Source organism: Rhodococcus sp. ACPA1, from assembly GCF_002300195.1.
Classification (GTDB): domain Bacteria; phylum Actinomycetota; class Actinomycetes; order Mycobacteriales; family Mycobacteriaceae; genus Rhodococcus_F; species Rhodococcus_F opacus.
Window position 1 is genome coordinate 337,483 of record NZ_NSDX01000004.1, and the last position, 17,150, is coordinate 354,632.

16 protein-coding genes are annotated in these 17,150 nt (G+C 68.2%); 6 read left to right on the forward strand and 10 right to left on the reverse strand.

Annotation, left to right across the window (positions count from 1 at the left end):
- Window positions 1-34: 34 nt before the first annotated feature.
- A complete protein-coding gene (locus tag CJ177_RS19455; RefSeq protein ID WP_061041974.1) occupies window positions 35-1,027 on the forward strand; it encodes a lysylphosphatidylglycerol synthase transmembrane domain-containing protein in 993 nt (330 codons plus the stop codon).
- A 10-nt stretch (window positions 1,028-1,037) separates the two neighbouring features.
- Window positions 1,038-1,829, forward strand: coding sequence for a class I SAM-dependent methyltransferase (locus CJ177_RS19460; protein ID WP_061041973.1), 792 nt, complete (start codon window positions 1,038-1,040; stop codon window positions 1,827-1,829).
- Here CJ177_RS19460 and rfbB read toward each other — a convergent pair.
- On the reverse strand, window positions 1,819-2,823 hold the full coding sequence (gene rfbB / locus CJ177_RS19465) for a dTDP-glucose 4,6-dehydratase (RefSeq protein WP_061041972.1): 1,005 nt from the start codon (window positions 2,821-2,823) through the stop codon (window positions 1,819-1,821). The genes CJ177_RS19460 and rfbB overlap by 11 nt on opposite strands.
- 63 nt (window positions 2,824-2,886) lie before the next feature.
- On the opposite strand from rfbB, the gene rfbA reads away from it, so the two are divergent.
- The 4 genes from rfbA to CJ177_RS19485 are packed head-to-tail and all read left to right on the forward strand — an operon-like array spanning window position 2,887 to window position 5,747.
- Window positions 2,887-3,762: a glucose-1-phosphate thymidylyltransferase RfbA gene (gene rfbA / locus CJ177_RS19470; RefSeq protein WP_005248802.1), complete on the forward strand. Its 876-nt coding sequence runs from the start codon at window positions 2,887-2,889 to the stop codon at window positions 3,760-3,762.
- Between the two features lies 1 nt (window position 3,763).
- Entirely contained in the window at window positions 3,764-4,351 is a 588-nt protein-coding gene (locus CJ177_RS19475) for a dTDP-4-dehydrorhamnose 3,5-epimerase family protein (RefSeq protein WP_005565990.1), read from the forward strand.
- A gap of 57 nt (window positions 4,352-4,408) precedes the next feature.
- On the forward strand, window positions 4,409-4,915 hold the full coding sequence (locus CJ177_RS19480; protein WP_005248804.1) for a polyketide cyclase: 507 nt from the start codon (window positions 4,409-4,411) through the stop codon (window positions 4,913-4,915).
- Window positions 4,916-4,937: 22 nt separating this feature from the next.
- Window positions 4,938-5,747, forward strand: coding sequence for an enoyl-CoA hydratase (locus CJ177_RS19485; protein WP_005248805.1), 810 nt, complete (start codon window positions 4,938-4,940; stop codon window positions 5,745-5,747).
- 14 nt (window positions 5,748-5,761) lie between these two features.
- Here the strand turns inward: CJ177_RS19485 and CJ177_RS19490 are convergent, their stop codons facing one another.
- The 9 genes from CJ177_RS19490 to CJ177_RS19530 all read right to left on the reverse strand — a co-directional run bounded on the left by CJ177_RS19490 (window position 5,762) and on the right by CJ177_RS19530 (window position 17,032).
- Entirely contained in the window at window positions 5,762-7,210 is a 1,449-nt protein-coding gene (locus tag CJ177_RS19490) for a rhamnulokinase family protein (protein WP_095868395.1), read from the reverse strand.
- Window positions 7,210-9,249, reverse strand: a complete 2,040-nt coding sequence (locus tag CJ177_RS19495) for a bifunctional aldolase/short-chain dehydrogenase (RefSeq protein ID WP_095868396.1) — start codon at window positions 9,247-9,249, stop codon at window positions 7,210-7,212. The genes CJ177_RS19490 and CJ177_RS19495 overlap by 1 nt, the downstream gene beginning before the upstream one ends.
- A gap of 29 nt (window positions 9,250-9,278) precedes the next feature.
- Window positions 9,279-10,724: an L-fucose/L-arabinose isomerase family protein gene (locus CJ177_RS19500; RefSeq protein WP_095868397.1), complete on the reverse strand. Its 1,446-nt coding sequence runs from the start codon at window positions 10,722-10,724 to the stop codon at window positions 9,279-9,281.
- Window positions 10,724-11,905, reverse strand: a complete 1,182-nt coding sequence (gene rhaI, locus CJ177_RS19505; RefSeq protein ID WP_095868398.1) for an L-rhamnose isomerase — start codon at window positions 11,903-11,905, stop codon at window positions 10,724-10,726. Before rhaI ends, CJ177_RS19500 begins: the two co-directional genes overlap by 1 nt.
- A gap of 6 nt (window positions 11,906-11,911) precedes the next feature.
- Window positions 11,912-12,274: an L-rhamnose mutarotase gene (locus CJ177_RS19510; RefSeq protein ID WP_095868399.1), complete on the reverse strand. Its 363-nt coding sequence runs from the start codon at window positions 12,272-12,274 to the stop codon at window positions 11,912-11,914.
- An 8-nt stretch (window positions 12,275-12,282) separates the two neighbouring features.
- Entirely contained in the window at window positions 12,283-13,359 is a 1,077-nt protein-coding gene (rhaS, locus tag CJ177_RS19515; protein ID WP_025431662.1) for a rhamnose ABC transporter substrate-binding protein, read from the reverse strand.
- 70 nt (window positions 13,360-13,429) lie between these two features.
- Entirely contained in the window at window positions 13,430-14,479 is a 1,050-nt protein-coding gene (locus CJ177_RS19520; RefSeq protein ID WP_095868400.1) for an ABC transporter permease, read from the reverse strand.
- A complete protein-coding gene (locus tag CJ177_RS19525; protein WP_061041686.1) occupies window positions 14,469-15,524 on the reverse strand; it encodes an ABC transporter permease in 1,056 nt (351 codons plus the stop codon). Before CJ177_RS19525 ends, CJ177_RS19520 begins: the two co-directional genes overlap by 11 nt.
- Window positions 15,521-17,032, reverse strand: a complete 1,512-nt coding sequence (locus CJ177_RS19530; protein ID WP_061699993.1) for a sugar ABC transporter ATP-binding protein — start codon at window positions 17,030-17,032, stop codon at window positions 15,521-15,523. The genes CJ177_RS19525 and CJ177_RS19530 overlap by 4 nt, the downstream gene beginning before the upstream one ends.
- Window positions 17,033-17,150 lie beyond the last annotated feature (118 nt).

Here is a 17,150-nt window from a genome sequence, read left to right on the forward strand (position 1 = left end):
CGCTGCGCTGCCGCAGCGCACTGCCGGTGAGGGGGTGGTTCTCGTGGACACCGATCCCGAGATCGTCCCGGACCGCGGCGGTCGCGCCGTCCTGATGAACGCGCTGCGGATCCTCGTCACCCTCGCGATCGTCGTCGCCGTCGTGTTCGCCGTGAAATCGCAGTGGGCCGAGGTCAGGGACACGATCACCCAGCTGGACTGGTGGGCGCTCGCCGTCTCCGCGGTGTTCGTCTTCCTCGGCATGGGCGCGGCGGTGCGCGCGTGGCAGCACGCGCTCGGCGCCCTCGAACACCCGATCCCCGCCTTCGACGCCGCCCGCTGCTACCTGGTCGGTCAGCTCGGCAAGTATCTGCCGGGCAGCGTGTGGGCGTTCGTCCTCCAGACCGAGCTCGTGCGCCGGGCCGGGGTGTCGCGGGCCAACGGATTCGTCGCCGTCCTCGTCACCGTCGGGCTGAGCATCACGTCGGCGCTGGTCGTCGGGCTGCTGGCGCTGCCCGCCCTGTTCCACATCAGCACCGTCGCGGCGGTCGCGGTGATCGTTCTCGTCCCGATCGCGCTCGTCTGCTGCTACCCACCGGTCCTCACCCGGCTCGTGAACCTGGCCCTGCGGATCCTGCGGCGCGCCCCGCTGCAGCGGCAGCTGACCATGCACAAGATCGGGCTGGCCCTCGGCTGGTGCGCCGTCAGCTGGGTCCTCTACGGGGTGCATCTGTGGTTCCTCGCGTCGAGTTCGGCGGGATTCGAGGCGGGCACCCTGGTGCAGTGCATCGGCGCGATCGCCCTCGGCATGTGCGCCGGCGTGCTGGTGGTCGTCGCGCCGTCCGGCATCGGGGTCCGCGAGGCCGTCGTCGTCGCGGCTCTGTCCCCGTTCATGGACAGCGGGGTCGCGCTCGGGCTGGCCCTCGCGTCACGCCTGGTGTTCACGCTGTGCGAGGTGCTCGCCGGCTTCGTCGCCGCGATCGCCGGTTCGCGTTCGCTGCGCAACGCCCTCGTCCACGAGGATTCCCGGGTACCGCAGCCGTCCTGAGGAGATCGCGATGACGGACGCCTGGGAGATCGATCCCGCGTACGAGCGCTACATCGGCCGCTGGAGCCGGCCGGTCGCGACGCAGTTCCTGCGGTGGCTGGCCACCGGCCCGGGCGGTGCATGGTGCGACGTGGGTTGCGGGACGGGCGCCCTCGCACACGCCGTTCTCCGCACGGCGGATCCGGCCCGGGTGGTCGGCGTCGAACCGTCGCAGCCCTTCGCGGCGGCGGCTCGGGCCGGCACGGACGATCCCCGCTTCGACGTCCGGTCGGGCACCGCCGAATCCATCCCCGCCGAGGACGGCGAGTTCGACCGCGTGGTGTCCGGGCTCGTCCTCAATTTCGTTCCCCATCCGATCGACGGGCTCGCCGAGATGCGCCGAGTCACGCGAACCGGCGGGACGGTCGCCGGGTACGTGTGGGACTACGCCGAGGGAATGCAGATGATTCGCGCGTTCTGGGACGCCGCCCGCGAACTCGACGAGGCGGCCGCGGACCTCGACGAGGGCGTCCGCTTCCCGCTCTGCCGGCCGCAGCCTCTCCGCGACGCACTGTCCACCGCGGGGCTGGCCGCGGCGGAGGTGCACCCACTCGACGTGCCCACCGTGTTCGCCGACTTCGACGATTTCTGGCGGCCGTTTCTGGGCGGGCAGGGACCGGCACCCGGATACTGCGCGTCCCTGCCCGCCGTGCGTCGAGACGAGCTTCGCGACCTGCTCGATGCCCGCTCGCGGCGCGACGAGGCCGGCCGCATCGCACTGACGGCGAGAGCGTGGGCGTTTCGCGGAACCGTCAGCCGATGACGGATTCCGTGGCCGCGTACGCCTTCTCCGCGGATTCCTTCTGCGCCCGCCACCACGACTCGTTGTCGCGGTACCAGCGCACGGTGGCCTCGAGTCCGCTACGGAAATCCTTGTACTGCGGCGTCCAGCCCAGTTCGGTGCGCAGCCGCGTCGAATCGATCGCGTAGCGCAGGTCGTGGCCCGGGCGGTCGGTGACGAAGTCGAGGTCGTCGGCGTCGCGGCCGAACAGTTCGAGCAGCGTTCCGACGACGGTCCGGTTGTCGACCTCGCCGTCCGCGCCGATCAGATACGTCTGACCGAGACTCCCCTTCTCCAGGACCGTCCAGACGGCCGCGTTGTGGTCGTCGACGTGGATCCAGTCGCGCACGTTCTTCCCGCTGCCGTACAGACGGGGACGCACCCCGTCGATCAGGTTGGTGATCTGGCGCGGAATGAACTTCTCGACGTGCTGGTACGGGCCGTAGTTGTTGGAACAGTTCGACAGGGTGGCCCGCACCCCGAACGACCGCGCCCAGGCCCGCACCAGCAGGTCGCTGGACGCCTTGGTGGCCGAGTACGGGCTCGACGGGTTGTACGGGGTCGACTCGGTGAAGCGCTCGGGATCGTCCAGTTCGAGGTCGCCGTACACCTCGTCGGTGGAGATGTGGTGATACCGGACGTCGTGGGCGCGGACGGCCTGCAACAGCGAGAACGTGCCCATCACGTTCGTCTGCACGAACGGCGTCGGATCGGCCAGCGAATTGTCGTTGTGCGATTCCGCGGCGAAGTGGACCACCGCGTCCGAGCCCGCGACCAGACGGTCCACCAGCGCGAAATCCGCCACGTCGCCGTGCACGAACTCGATGCGGTCGGCCACCGGGTCGAGCGACTGCCGGTTGCCGGCGTACGTCAGCGCGTCGAGCACCGTCACCTGCACGTCCGGGCGCTCGGCGACCGTCTGGTGCACGAAGTTCGCACCGATGAACCCGGCGCCGCCTGTCACGAGAAGCCTCATGTGCACCCACCCTAGTGGCGCGCCCGAGTTTCTATCCGACGCGAACACTGGAACACTGCGCACATGCGCGGAATCATCCTGGCAGGGGGCACCGGGTCCCGATTGCACCCGATCACTCTCGGAGTGAGCAAGCAACTGGTCCCGGTCTACGACAAGCCGATGATCTACTACCCGCTCTCCACCCTGATGCTGGCCAACATCCGGGACATCCTCGTCATCACCACCCCGCACGACGCCGAGCAGTTCCGCCGGCTCCTCGGCGACGGCTCCCAGTTCGGGGTGAACCTCACGTACAAGGTGCAGGAGGAACCGAACGGCCTGGCGCAGGCGTTCGTGCTCGGTGCCGACCACATCGGCAACGAGTCCGTGTCCCTCGTGCTCGGCGACAACATCTTCTACGGCCCCGGTCTCGGTTCCCGGCTGAACCGGTTCGAGAACATCGACGGCGGCGCCGTGTTCGCCTACTGGGTGTCCGATCCCAGTTCGTACGGTGTGGTCGAATTCGACGACACGGGCCGGGCGATGTCCATCGAGGAGAAGCCCGCCACCCCGAAGTCGAACTTCTCGATCCCCGGCCTGTACTTCTACGACAACGACGTCGTCTCGATCGCGCGCGATCTGAAGCCGTCGGACCGCGGCGAGTACGAGATCACCGACGTCAACCAGGCGTACCTGCAGGCCGGACGGCTGCAGGTCGAGGTGCTTCCCCGCGGAACCGCGTGGCTCGACACCGGCACCGTCGATTCACTGCTCGAGGCGTCGAACTTCGTGCGCACGCTCGAACACCGGCAGGGGCTGAAGATCGGCGTCCCGGAAGAGGTCGCGTGGCGCCGCGGGTTCATCACCGACGCCGAATTGTGTGCCCGCGCCGAGACTCTCGGCAAGTCGGGATACGGCGACTATCTCCTCGAACTTCTCGAACGCGGCAAGGACTGGTGACGTGGAGTATCGGGAACTGAAGGTTCCGGGCGCCTGGGAGATCACCCCGAGGCAGTTCGGCGACGACCGCGGCGTGTTCCTCGAATGGTTCAAGGGCTCGGAGTTCGAGGCCGCCGTCGGGCACAGCCTCGAACTCGCGCAGGCCAACTGCTCGGTGTCCGCCGCCGGTGTCCTGCGCGGCATCCACTTCACCGACAACCCGCCCGGGCAGGCGAAATACGTCACGTGCGTCAAGGGCGCGTTCCTCGACGTGATCGTCGACCTGCGCGTCGGGTCGCCGATGTTCGGGCAGTGGGATTCGGTGCTCATCGACGACGCCGACCGCCGCGCCGTCTACCTTCCGGCCGGTGTCGGCCACGCGATCCTGTCCCTCGAGGACGCGTCGACCGTGATGTACCTGTGCTCGATCGAGTACACCCCGGCCCTCGACCACGACCTCCATCCACTCGATCCCGAACTGGGAATCGACTGGCCCACGGTGGGCCGGGACGGCAACCCGCTGACGTTCCAGCTGTCCGAGAAGGATTCGGCCGCACCGTCTCTGAAACAGGCCATGGACGCCGGAGTGCTGCCCACCTTCCCCATGTGAGTGTTTTTGCGTGCCCGAGCACTCGATGGCACTCACATGGGGTGGCAGGATGCGGACATGACAACTGACACCGGCGAGCGGTTGGAGGTCCGGCGGGCTGTCGCCGCGGACCCGGCGACGATCTTCGGCCTGCTCTGCGATCCCGAGGGACATGTGGCGATCGACAGTTCCGGGATGCTGATGTCCGCGGAAGGGGACCGCGTCACGGCGGCGGGCGACACGTTCGTCGTGCACATGGACCGCGACGCGTTGAACGACTTCGACCTCGGCCTCTACGACGTGACGGTGACGATCGAGACGTTCGTGCCCGACCGGGAGATCTCCTGGAAGGTCCTCGGGCAGATCCGGCCGCAGATCGGGCACGTGTACGGCTACCGACTCGAGCCGATCGACGAGGGAACGATGGTGACGTCGTTCTACGACTGGTCGTCCATCGACCCGGTGTGGCGCGAGTCCGGGATCTTCCCGGTGATTTCCGAAACCGCCCTGCGCGCGACACTGGGCATCCTCGCGCGCACGGTCGCCCCCGGGCGTCCACGACCGCAAATCGATCCAGAGAATTGAAACGTGTTCTAGTATCGAGTGCGTGAACTTCGTCGTCGTCGACCATCCCCGGCCGGGCATCGCCCTGGTGACGCTCAACCGCCCGGAACGCATGAATGCGATGGCGTTCGACGTGATGATCCCGTTCCGCGACGCACTCGAGGAGATCAGCAACGACAACGCGGTGCGCGCGGTGGTGATCACCGGCGCGGGCCGCGGCTTCTGCTCCGGCGCCGACCAGAGGTCCGCGGGCACGCTCCCCCACGTGGACGGCCTCACCCCGCCGACCGTCGCCCTGCGGGCCATGGAGATGCTCGACAACGTGGTGCTCTCGCTCCGCCGGATGCACCAGCCGGTGATCAGCGCGGTCAACGGCGCGGCCATCGGCGGCGGCCTGTGCCTGGCGCTCGCCTCCGACATCCGGATCGCGGCGGAAGACGCCTACTTCCGGGCGGCGGGCATCAACAACGGCCTGACCGCGAGCGAACTGGGCCTGAGCTACCTGCTGCCGCGGGCGATCGGTTCGTCCCGGGCGTTCGAGATCATGCTGTCCGGACGGGACGTGCACGCCGACGAGGCCGAGCGGATCGGACTCGTGTCGCGGTGCGTGCCCGGCGAGGACCTCCTGGACGAATGCTTCGACCTCGCCGAGCGCATGTCGCGGTTCTCCCGGCCCGGCCTGGAACTGACGAAGCGCACGCTGTGGTCCGGGCTCGATGCCGCCTCACTCGAAGCCCACATCCACCAGGAGGGTCTCGGGCAGCTGCTCGTGCGGCTGCTGACCGACAACTTCGAAGAGGCCACCGCCGCACGCAAGGACAAGCGCGAACCCCGGTTCCGGGACCGGCGCTAGGGCAGAGCCAGGCGTCAGGCCCGGGACAGCGAAGCGGCCGACGGTGCGAACTCGCGCAGGGTGAACGAGTTCGACACGACCGCACGGAGTTCGGCGAGTCCCCCCGACAGCACACCGGCCGCCCGCGCCTGCACCAGGACGTTGCCGAGGGCGGAACCCTCGACGGGTCCGGCGACGACGGGCAGCCCGGTGGCATCCGCCGTCAGCTGGCACAGCAGGGCGTTCTGGGATCCGCCGCCGACGATGTGCACCACGTCGATCGGCGTGCCGGTGAGCTCGACGACCGACTGCACCGACCGCCGGTACGCGTCCGCGAGACTGTCCAGCACACATCGGATCACCTCGGCCGGGCCGTCCGGAACGCGCTGACCCGTCCGCGCGCATTCGGCGGCGATGCGGGCGGGCATGTCGCCCGGCGGCAGGAACATCGGCAGGTCCGGGTCCACGACGGAACCGAGGTCGGTCAGCGCTGCGGCGTCCTCCAGCAGTTCCTGCAGCGACACCTCGAGCCCGTCCGCCTGCCACTGCCGTATCGACTCCTGCACCAGCCACATGCCCATCACGTTCCGCAGCAACCGGGTGGTGCCGTCGACGCCGGCCTCGTTGGTGAACCCTGCCGCCCGCACGTCCTCGGTGCGCACGGGGCCGGGCAGTTCCGTTCCCACCAGCGACCACGTCCCCGACGCGATGTACGCGAACCGCGTGCTCGCCGCGGGCACCGCGACGACGGCGGACGCCGTGTCGTGACTGCCGACGGCCACCACCACCGGCGTGGCCCCGATCTCTTCGGCGACGTCGGGCCGGACCGGTCCGATCGCCGAACCGGGCTCCGCCAACGGTGGCAGCACGCGGTCGTCGAGACCGAGCCGGGCGACCAGCGCACGGTCCCAGTCGCGGCTCACCGGATCGAGCAGACCAGTGGTGGACGCGTTGGTCACCTCGCCGACGCGAATCCCGCTGAGCCAGTATGCCAGAAGGTCGGGGATCATCAGCAGCTGCTCCGCGACGTCGAGCCGCTGCGCGCCGCTCTCCCGTTCGGCCAGCAGCTGGTACACCGTGTTGAACGGCAGTTGCGCGATGCCGTTGCGCTCGAACAACTCCCGATCCGGTATCGACGATCGCACCCCGGCCGCGACGCCCCACGTCCGCTGGTCGCGGTAGTGGTACGGCATCCCGAGGAGGGAGCCGTCGCCGCCGAGCAACCCGTAATCCACCGCCCACGTGTCGATTCCGATCGACACGAGGACGTCACCGCGGGCCTCGGCCTCCGTTGCCGCGGCCCGCAGTCCGTCGACCACACCCCGGTAGAGGCCGGCGAGATCCCAGTGCAGCGACCCGTCCAGCCGCACCGGGCGGTTCGGGAAGCGCGCGACCTCGTCGAGGGTGATCACGCCGTCGGCGACGCGGCCCAGCATCACCCGCCCACTGGACGCGCCCAGGTCGATCGCGGCGAATGCGTCCATCAGCGCAGGAACGCCGCAGCGACACCGGCATCCACGGGGATGTGCAGTCCGGTCGTGTGCGTGAGGTCGCCGCCGGTGAGCGCGAACACCGCGTTCGCGACGTGCTCGGGCAGCACCTCCCGCTTGAGCAGGGTGCGCTGCGCGTAGTACTCGCCCAGCTTCTCCTCCTCGACGCCGTACACGGCGGCCCGCTTGGCGCCCCAGCCGCCCGCGAAGATGCCCGAGCCTCGCACCACACCGTCCGGGTTGATGCCATTGACGCGGATGCCGTACTCGCCCAGCTCCGCCGCGAGCAGCCGCACCTGGTGCGCCTGGTCGGCCTTCGTCGCCGAGTAGGCGATGTTGTTGGGCCCGGCGAACACCGAGTTCTTCGACGAGATGTAGACGATGTCGCCGCCCATCGCCTGGGCGGTCATCACCCGCGCCGCCTCCCTCGACACCAGGAACGAGCCCTTCGCCATCACGTCGTGCTGTAGGTCCCAATCCTTCTCGGTGGTCTCGAGCAGCGGCTTGGAGATCGACAGTCCGGCATTGTTGACGACGAGGTCGACTCCGCCGAACGCCAGGACCGCGGCCTCGAACGCCGCGGCGACCTGGTCGGCGCTGGTCACATCCGCTGCGACGCCCACGGCGACGTCGCTGCCGCCGATCTCGGCGGCGGCCTCTGCGGCCTTCGCCTGGTCGAGGTCGGCGATGACGACGCACGCGCCCTCCGCGGCGAGGCGCTGCGCGATCGCCTTGCCGATTCCCGACGCCGAACCGGTGACCAGGGCGATGCGGGTGGCGAGCGGCGCCGGTCTCGGCATCCGCGCCAGCTTCGCCTCCTCGAGGGCCCAGTACTCGATGCGGAACTTCTCCCGCTCGTCGATCGGCTGGTACGTGGAGATGGCCTCGGCGCCGCGCATCACGTTGATCGCGTTGACGTAGAACTCGCCCGCCACCCGCGCGGTCTGCTTGTTCGCGCCGAACGAGAACATCCCGACGCCGGGGACCAGGACGATGGCCGGGTCGGCGCCGCGCATCGCCGGGCTGTCCGGCTCCGCGTACTCGGCGTAGTACCGGGCGTAGTCCTCGCGGTAGGTCGCGTGCAGGGCACGCAGTCGCGCCGTGACGTCCTCGAGCGACGCGGTCGGCGGCAGGTCGAGGACCATCGGCCGGACCTTGGTGCGGAGGAAATGGTCGGGGCACGACGTGCCCAGCGCGGCGAGACGCGGATGCTCCTGCGCCGCCAGGAAGTTCAGCACCTCGTCACTGTCGGTGAAGTGCCCCACCTGCGGACGATCGGTGGAGGCCAGTCCACGCAGCAGCGGGAACAGTGCGGCGGCGCGGCGGCGGCGCTCCTCTGCGGGCAGTGCACCGTAGCCCGCGATCGCGGGACCGAACGGCTCCTCGCGGCCGTTGTCGGCGATGAACTGCTCGGCGGTGCGGATGATCTCGAGCGAACGCTGCTCGCATTCCTCACTCGTCGACCCCCATGCGGTGATGCCGTGACCTCCCAGGATGCAGCCGATCGCCTGCGGGTTCGCCTCAGCGACGGCCGAGATGTCGAGGCCCAGCTGGAAACCGGGGCGGCGCCACGGAACCCACACCACACGGTCGCCGAAGCACTTGCGGGTCAGCTCCTCACCGTCCGCGGCGGTCGCGAACGCGATGCCGGAATCGGGGTGCAGGTGGTCGACGTGCGGCGCGTTCACCAGACCGTGCATGGCGGTGTCGATGGACGGCGCGGCGCCGCCCTTGCCGTGCAGGCAGTAGTCGAACGCGGCGACCATGTCGTCCTCGGCGTCGAGTCCCGGGTAAACATCGGTCAGGGCGCGGACCCGGTCGAGGCGCAGCGCGGCGAGACCGGCGGGCTTCAGCGTGCCGAGGTCACCGCCGGAACCCTTCACCCAGACGAGTTCCACCTCGGCGCCGGTCACGGGGTCGACGTCGGTGCCCTTGGCGGAGGTGTTGCCGCCGGCGTAGTTGGTGTTCCGAGCGTCGGCGCCCAGTCTGTTGGACCGTGCGATCAGTTCGGCGATGGTGCTCGTGGCGTTCACTTCTTGTTTCTCCCTCGAGGTTCTTGAGTTCAGACCCGGATGAATTCGATGCCGAGCAGCTCTGCTGCGGCCTTGATCGCGCCGGCACGGTGCCCGACGCACAACGCCCAGTGGTGACCGGTCCCGGTGGCACTCCACTCGTCCGTCCACTCCCCCGGATCCCGGCCGAAGTCGACCCGGGACGTGGTGTTGCCGATCGCCAGGAGCGGTCCGGGGACCACTTCGCCCTCGGACGCGATGAACGAGTACGAACCGTCGCGGTTCTGCCCGACCGCGAAGGTCGTGACGGGCCCGTGGGTCACGTCGAACTCGACGCTGACGCCGTACCCCCGCTTGCCGTGATAGACACCGAGACCGCGGAGCAGCGGTTCGGCGGAAGAGATCTGCAGATGCGCCGGTCCGTCGTGACCCATCTCGACGACCCCGTCGCGGAAGTTCAGTGCCTGCAGTTCCGTGAACGATCCACCGGCGCCCATCCGGTCCGCGACCAGCATCGCGACCGCGGTGCGAATGTCGTACTCCCCGGCCAGCGGAATACCGCGGGCGGTGAGCAGGGACGCTCCGAGAATCATTCCGGCGCCGAGCTGTTCGTGCAGTTCACCGTCGAGCCCGCGATGGTAGTACGCCATGGCGTCGAGCGCGAAGTCCGCGACGAGGCGGTCGAGTCCGACGGAGACCCTGGCTCCCCATGCGAGATCGTCCGCGTTCACCGAACTGTCGAGCGCGAAAACCTCTTTCGCGAGTGCGACGCGGTCGGCCGTCTCACGATCGGAGACCGCATCGACCCGCACCCGGAGGTCGTCGAATTCGAGCACCTCCACGTGCGCGCCGAACTGCGACGACAACAGGGTCATGTCGGTCGAGATGTCGAGCATCCCCGGGTACAGGTGACCCATGAGCCCCAGACGGGCGTGCCGCAGGGCGGCTCGTGCCGAGGCGGCACTCACCCAGGCGTCGATGCGCCGCCAGGCGTTCTCGTCGTGCAGGTAACCGGACACCGACCGGAAGTCGATGCCGCTGCGCCGGAACACGTTCGCGACCTCCGGCAGCGGGCACTGCCCGCAGTAGGCCAGCCACGTTCCCGTGTCGGTGTTCGCGTGATCCATCGCCTCGGTCGGCTGCAGATCGATCAGCAGCACCGGTACGTTGGTCCGCTGCGCGATCGGCAGCACCATCGACGACGTCAGGTAGGTGGTCAGGAAGATCACCACCAGGTCGCAGTCGGCCTGCCTCAGCGTCTCGGCCGCGGCCGCGGACTCCTGCGGGTCCGAGACGAAGCCGGCGTCGACGACCTGACAGTCCTGCTCCTCGAATCGGCCCGTCACGTACCGGACGGACTCCTGCAGGACGCCCCGGAGCCCGGGGAACTGCGGCCAGTAGGCGCCGAGCCCACCTGACACCAGCCCCAGCCGGGTCTTCCGGGGACGCACGCGTTCGAGGCGGGCGGGCACGGTGTCTGCCGTCGTCGCGGTCATCACGCGCCCCAGCTCGCCTGGTTTCCGCCGACCCGCTCGCGCTCGATCCGCTCCAGGTATCCGGAGCGCGCGAATGCGCCGACCGGGTCGGCGTCCCTGCCCTGCGATTCGCGCAGTTCGGCCAGCAGCGGCCGGACGTCGGTGTTGTACCCGTCCATCAGCACGGCGTGGGCACCGAGCACGTCACCCGACTGCTGGGCCGCCTCGAGTGCGTCCCCGTCGACGAGCAGTGCCTTGGCGGTGGCTTCCTGGACGTTCATGATCGACCGGATCTGGCCGGGAATCTTCGGCTCGATGTTGTGGCACTGGTCGAGCATGAAGTTCACCCCGGAGTCCGGGAGATGCGCGCCCGCCCGGACGATCTCGTGCATGATCCGGAACAGCTGGAACGGGTCCGCGGATCCGACGATCAGGTCGTCGTCGGCGTAGAAGCGGGAGTTGAAATCGAAGGCCCCGAGCCGTCCCTGCCGGATCAGCTGGGCGACGATGAATTCGATGTTCGTGCCCGGCGCGTGATGACCGGTGTCCAGGACCACCTGTGCCTTCTCGCCCAGTGCCAGGCAGTGCAGCAGCGACGTTCCCCAGTCGGGGATGTCGGTGGTGTAGAAGTACGGCTCGAAGAACTTGTACTCGATCAGCAGGCGGTGATCGTCGTCGAGTTCGGCGTAGATCTTCTGCAGCGAATCGGCGAGCCGATCCTGCCGGGCGCGGATCGAATCCTGGCCGGCGTAGTTGGTGCCGTCGGGCAGCCACAGCTTCAGATCCTTCGAGCCCGTGGCCCGCATGACGTCGATGCACTCGACGTGGTGGGCGACCGCCTTCGCCCGGATCTTCGGGTCGGCGTTGGTGAGCGACCCCAGCTTGTAGTCGTCGTCTTGGAATACGTTGGAGTTGATCGCACCCAGCGACACCCCCTGATCGGCGGCGAATGCGGCGAGTTTGCCGAAGTCGTCGACGTGGTCCCACGGGATGTGCAGCGACACCCTCGGCGCCGCACCGGTCACCCGGTGCACCTGGGCGGCGTCCTCGATCTTCTCGTAGGGGTCGCGTGGGACGCCGGCCGTGGCGAACACCTTGAATCGGGTTCCGGAGTTCCCGTAAGCCCAACTGGGAACTTCGATCCCGAAGTCGGCGAGGGCCGAGATGTCTCGGTCGGTGCGCCGAGTGTCAGTTGCCGTCATGGTGAATCATCCTTCGGTGGAGATCGTGTGGTCGAGATGGGTGTGAAGCTGCGCGTCCAGGTCGAAGATCTCGGTGAGGAGCGTGAATCCCTCGTCGGGCGCCACTCCGTCGAGTTCGAAGAACGGCGCCATGTCGTGTTGCCACCGGCGGTTGACGTCGGTGCGGGCCATGGCCGCCTGCGCCTGTTCGAGATTCTCCGACTCGACGTAGCCGACGATCAGCCCGTCCGGCCGGATGTGCAGCGAATAGTTGTGCCAGCCGCTGGCTTTCAGGGCCTCGAGCATCTCCGGCCAGACGCGGGCGTGACGGCGAACGTACTCGTCGATCCGGTCCGGCCGGAGTTGCAGGGTGAAGCAGTACTTGTTCATCGGAGCGTTCAGAAGTTGTACTGGTCGATGGTGTTCGCGTCGAACACGGTCGGCGGGCCGAGCACGACCTCACCGCCGGCGCCGATCGTGTACTCGCCGAGCTTGCCTGCCGTGAACTTCTGCCCCTCGGCGCCGGTGATCTGACCGGACGCCAGTGCGGCACCGGCGTAGGCGGAGAGGTAGCCGATGTTGGTCGGGTCCCAGAGCGCGAATTCCTTGACGGTGCCGTTCTTCACATATTCCCGCATCTGGTTGGGGGTACCGAGGCCGGTGAGGACGACGTTGCCCTTGTAGCTCGACGACGAGATGTAGCGGGCCGCGGCGGCGATGCCGACCGTCGTGGGCGACACGATCGCCTTCAGGTCGGGGTAGGTCTGCAGGAGGCCCTGCGTTTCCTGGAACGACTTCTGGTCGTCGTCGTTGCCGTACACGGTGGCCACGAGTTCGATGTTCTGGTACTCCGGCTTGCTCGCGAGCTCGGACTTCAGCACCTCGATCCAGGCGTTCTGGTTGGTGGCGTTGGGGGTCGCGGACAGCACGGCGATCTTGCCGGTGCCGCCGATCTGCTCGCTCGTCATCTTCGCGAGCGTCTCACCGACGCCCTGGGTGGTGGCCTGGTTGATGAACAGGTCGCGGCAGTCCTCGGCCGCGTCGGAATCGAACGTCACGACCTTGATGCCGGCGTCGCGGGCCTGGTTCAGCGACGGGCACACGGCGTTCGGATCGTTGGCCGCGATGTTGATCACGTTCTGGCCCTGCTGGATCAGCGTGTTGATGTAGGACACCTGCGAGGACGCGCTCGCATCGTTGGGGCCGACGAGCTTGTACTCGCCGCCGAACTCCTCCACTGCGGTCTTGCCGCCCCCGACCTCGATGTCCGAGTAGGGATTGTTGAGCTGCTTGGGGAGGAACGCGACCTGCAGACCGTCCTGGATCGGCGCGTCGGGGTTCGCGGTACCGGTGGCACGGTCGCCACCGCCCGAGTTCGACGCCGAATCCTGGGTGGTGCCGCCGCAGGCCGTCAGTCCGATCGAGACTGCGACGATCCCCGCCAGGGGAACGAAGGTCCGGCGGAATCGGGTCATGGTGGATCCTTTCCTCGTGTTCGCGTCACTGCGAACGCTGAAGTGAGAAAGAGCTGTGGAGCAGGGGAATTCAGGAGGCGTTCTGCAGCTTTCGACGCTGCGCGGACGTCCGCACGGTCTTCAGCAGATTCGGAAGCAGAACGGCCACGATCAAGAGAACGCCGGTGACGATGGTGAGCGCCTCGTTCGAGATGTCCTCGAGCCGCAGCGCATTCTGCAGCGTGGCGAGCAGCACCACCGCGGCGAGCACGCCGGCCAACCGGCCCTTGCCGCCGAAGATCGACACACCGCCGAGGAGCACCGCGGCGACCACGGCCAGTTCGAGACCGGATCCGTTGTCGGCCCTGGCGCTCGAGTACCGCAGACTCCACAGCACTCCGGCGAGGGCGGCGACCGCCCCGCACACCACGTAGAGCCAGAACTTCAGCCGCGCCCCGTCGATACCGGCGAAGCGCGCGGCCGTGTCGCTCGCGCCGGTGGCGTAGATGTCGCGACCGAGCGGCGTGGCCTGAAGGATCACCGCGAACACGACAGCCACCACGACCAGCGGAATGGCGAGATTGGGAATGGACGTGCCCCCGACCGTTCCCGTCACCCACGACGTGTACGCCCGGGGGAAGTTGGACACCGCCTGGTCACCGAGGAGGACGAACGCGAGCCCGCGGAAGAGGGCAAGGGTGCCGATCGTGACGGCCAGGGACGGCAGGCCCAGCTTGGCGACCAGGTAACCGTTGAGGGCACCGAGGACGCAGCCGAGCAGGATACACATCGGGATGATCATCTCGATGGCGAAGCCGTTGTTCCACATCCAGCCCATCGCGGCGCCGCTCAGCCCCAGGACGCTCGCCACCGACAGGTCGATCTCCCCGGTGATGATGATGAACGTCATCGGCAGCGCGATCAGGAAGATCGGCGCCAGATCGAGGACGAGGAACGTGAAGTTCCGGCTGCTCCCGAAGTCGGGGTTGGTGACCGAGGCGACCACCAGCACGACGACCGTGATGGCGATGATCGCCGAATCCCAGCCGGCGAGCACCTCACGGACGCGGCCGACCGTCGACGTCCGACCTGCGGTGTCCGGCTGTGCGGTCGTCGCCGGCTCGATGGTGTCAGTCGACATGAGCGCTCCTCTTCCGAAGTTGCTGTGCGGCACGCACCGCGAGCAGCCGATCGGCCGCGATGGCGATGAGAATCAGCGCACCGACGATGGCCTGCTGCCAGAACTGGTTGATCTGGAGAACGGGCAGCGAACTGTTGATGGTGGTCAGGAGCAGCGCGCCGAGCGCGGCGCCCCAGACGGTGCCGACGCCACCGACCACGGCCACACCGCCCACGACGGCGGCCGCGATCACGTTGAGTTCGTAGCCGGATCCGGCGGCGGCGTCGACGGTGCCGAAACGCGCCGCGAACATGACCCCAGCGATTCCGGCCATGGCCCCGGAGAACACGAAGGCGAGCAGGATGCGCTTACCGACGGCGATGCCCGCGAGTTCGGCGGCGTGGCCGTTCGACCCGATGGCGTAGAGGTCGCGGCCGCTGCGGTACCGACGGAGATACACCCCGGCGAGGACCACCGCCACGACCGCGACGACGACGAGCACCGGGACACCGAGAAGCGTTGCGGTGCCCAGCTTCAGGAAGTTCGACGGCATCTCGTCGGCGGTGATCTGCTCGCCGCCCGCCCACAGGTAGGCGATGCCCCGGAAGATGTACATCGTGCCGAGCGTGACGACCAGGGCGGGAACTCCGCCGAACCGCACGAGCAGCGCGTTGGCGAGTCCGCAGATCGCGCCGACCACGATACCCGCGAGAATCCCCACCACGATCGGTGCGCCGTCGGCGCCCTTCATGACACTGCCCGCGGCGAACGCCGACAGGCCGAGAACCGAGCCGACCGACAGGTCGATGTTCTTGGTGATCATGACGACGGTCTGCCCGACCACCAGAACTCCGACGATCGATGCCGCCAGCAGGATGTCGCGAATACTCTGGGAGGACAGGAAATTGCTGTTCTGCATCGTGGTGACCACGACCAGCACGATCAGCGCGGCGAGGATGCCGAGCGAACGGACCTGCAACACCTTCTCGATCAGGGACGGCCCCTCGTCCGATTTCACCGACGGCTTCGCGGCGCCCGACGGCGCGACGCGGGTGGGTGCGCTCATGCGGCAGCCTCCGAACCCGTTGCAGCGAACATGATCTTCTCCTCGTCGGCCTCGGACCTGCTCAGTTCCGACACGATTCGTCCTTCCCTCATCACAAGGACGCGATCGGCCATCCCGAGCACCTCCGGCAGTTCGGAGGAGATCATCACGACGGCGACGCCCTCACTGGCGAGCGTCGAGATGATCCGGTGCACTTCGGCTTTGGTGCCGACGTCGATTCCGCGAGTGGGTTCGTCCACGATCAGGACGCTCGGTGCGGTGGCCATCCACTTGGCGAGCACGACCTTCTGCTGATTGCCACCCGACAGCACCCCGACGGGGTCGGTGATGCGCGCGTACTTGGTCTGCAGTTTCTTCGTCCACTCGTATGCCGACCGTCGCTCCCGTCCGCCGACGAGGAAGCCGAACCGCGCGAGGGCGGACGACCGCGTCAACGTGGCGTTGCGCTCGATCGACATGTCCAGGATCAGGCCCTGCTGGCGACGATCTTCCGGGACGAGCGCCATTCCGGCACGCATCGCGGCCTTCGGATTGCCCTTGCGCAGGCTCTTGCCGCGCACCCGGACGTCGCCGCTGTCGCGCGGGTCCACACCGAACGCCGATTGCATGACCTCGGACCGGCCGGCCCCGACGAGCCCGGACAGCGCCACGATCTCACCGGCCCGGACCTGGAAACTGATGTCGGAGAACACCCCTGCACGCGACAGGTTCTCGATCTCGAGGACGACGGCGCCCGGTTCCACGTCGATCTTCGGGAACAGCGCGCCGAGGTCGCGGCCGACCATGCTGCGGACGAGGTCGTCGACCGTCAGTCCCGCCAGCTCCGACGTGGAGATGTGCCGTCCGTCGCGCATCACGGTGACCCGCTGGCACAACGCGAAGATCTCCTCGAAGCGGTGCGAGATGAACATGACCGCCGCGCCGGACGCGCAGAGGGACCGGGCGACCTTGAACAGCCGCTCCACCTCGTTGCCGGACAGCGCCGCGGTCGGCTCGTCCATGACGATGACGTTGGCGTCGGTGGAGAGCGCCTTCGCGATCTCGACGAGCTGCTGGTCGGCGATCGACAGCCCGCTGGCCAGCCGGTCCGGGTCCATCGGGACACCGAGACGGTCGAACAGCGCGCGGGCGGCGGTGTTCATCGCGCCGCGGTCGATCATTCCGAACCGGGCCCGCGGCTGGGTGCCGATGAAGATGTTCTCCGCAATGGTGAGGTCGGGGAACAGCGTCGGCTCCTGGTAGATGACCGCGATACCCCGGGCCTTGGCATCCGAGGGCGACCCGAGCGACACTTCCTCGCCGCCGACGAGGAGCGATCCGGTGTCGGGGCCGTGCACGCCGGCGAGCATCTTCACGATGGTCGACTTGCCTGCACCGTTCTCTCCGACGAGGGCGTGTGCCTCGCCGCCGTAGAGCGGAAACGACACACCCTGAACAGCAGCGACGTTGCCGAAGGACTTGGTGACGTCCCGAACTTCCAGCAACGGCACCGCAGGGGGGACGCTCATTCAGCACCTCCGATTGAAACGGTTCATTTCTCGCTCATGAAGCTAGGAGTGATAGGCGCCACAAGTCAAGAGGTTCGGCATAGCCCGTCACCACCGTGACTCTATCGTTATAAAAGCA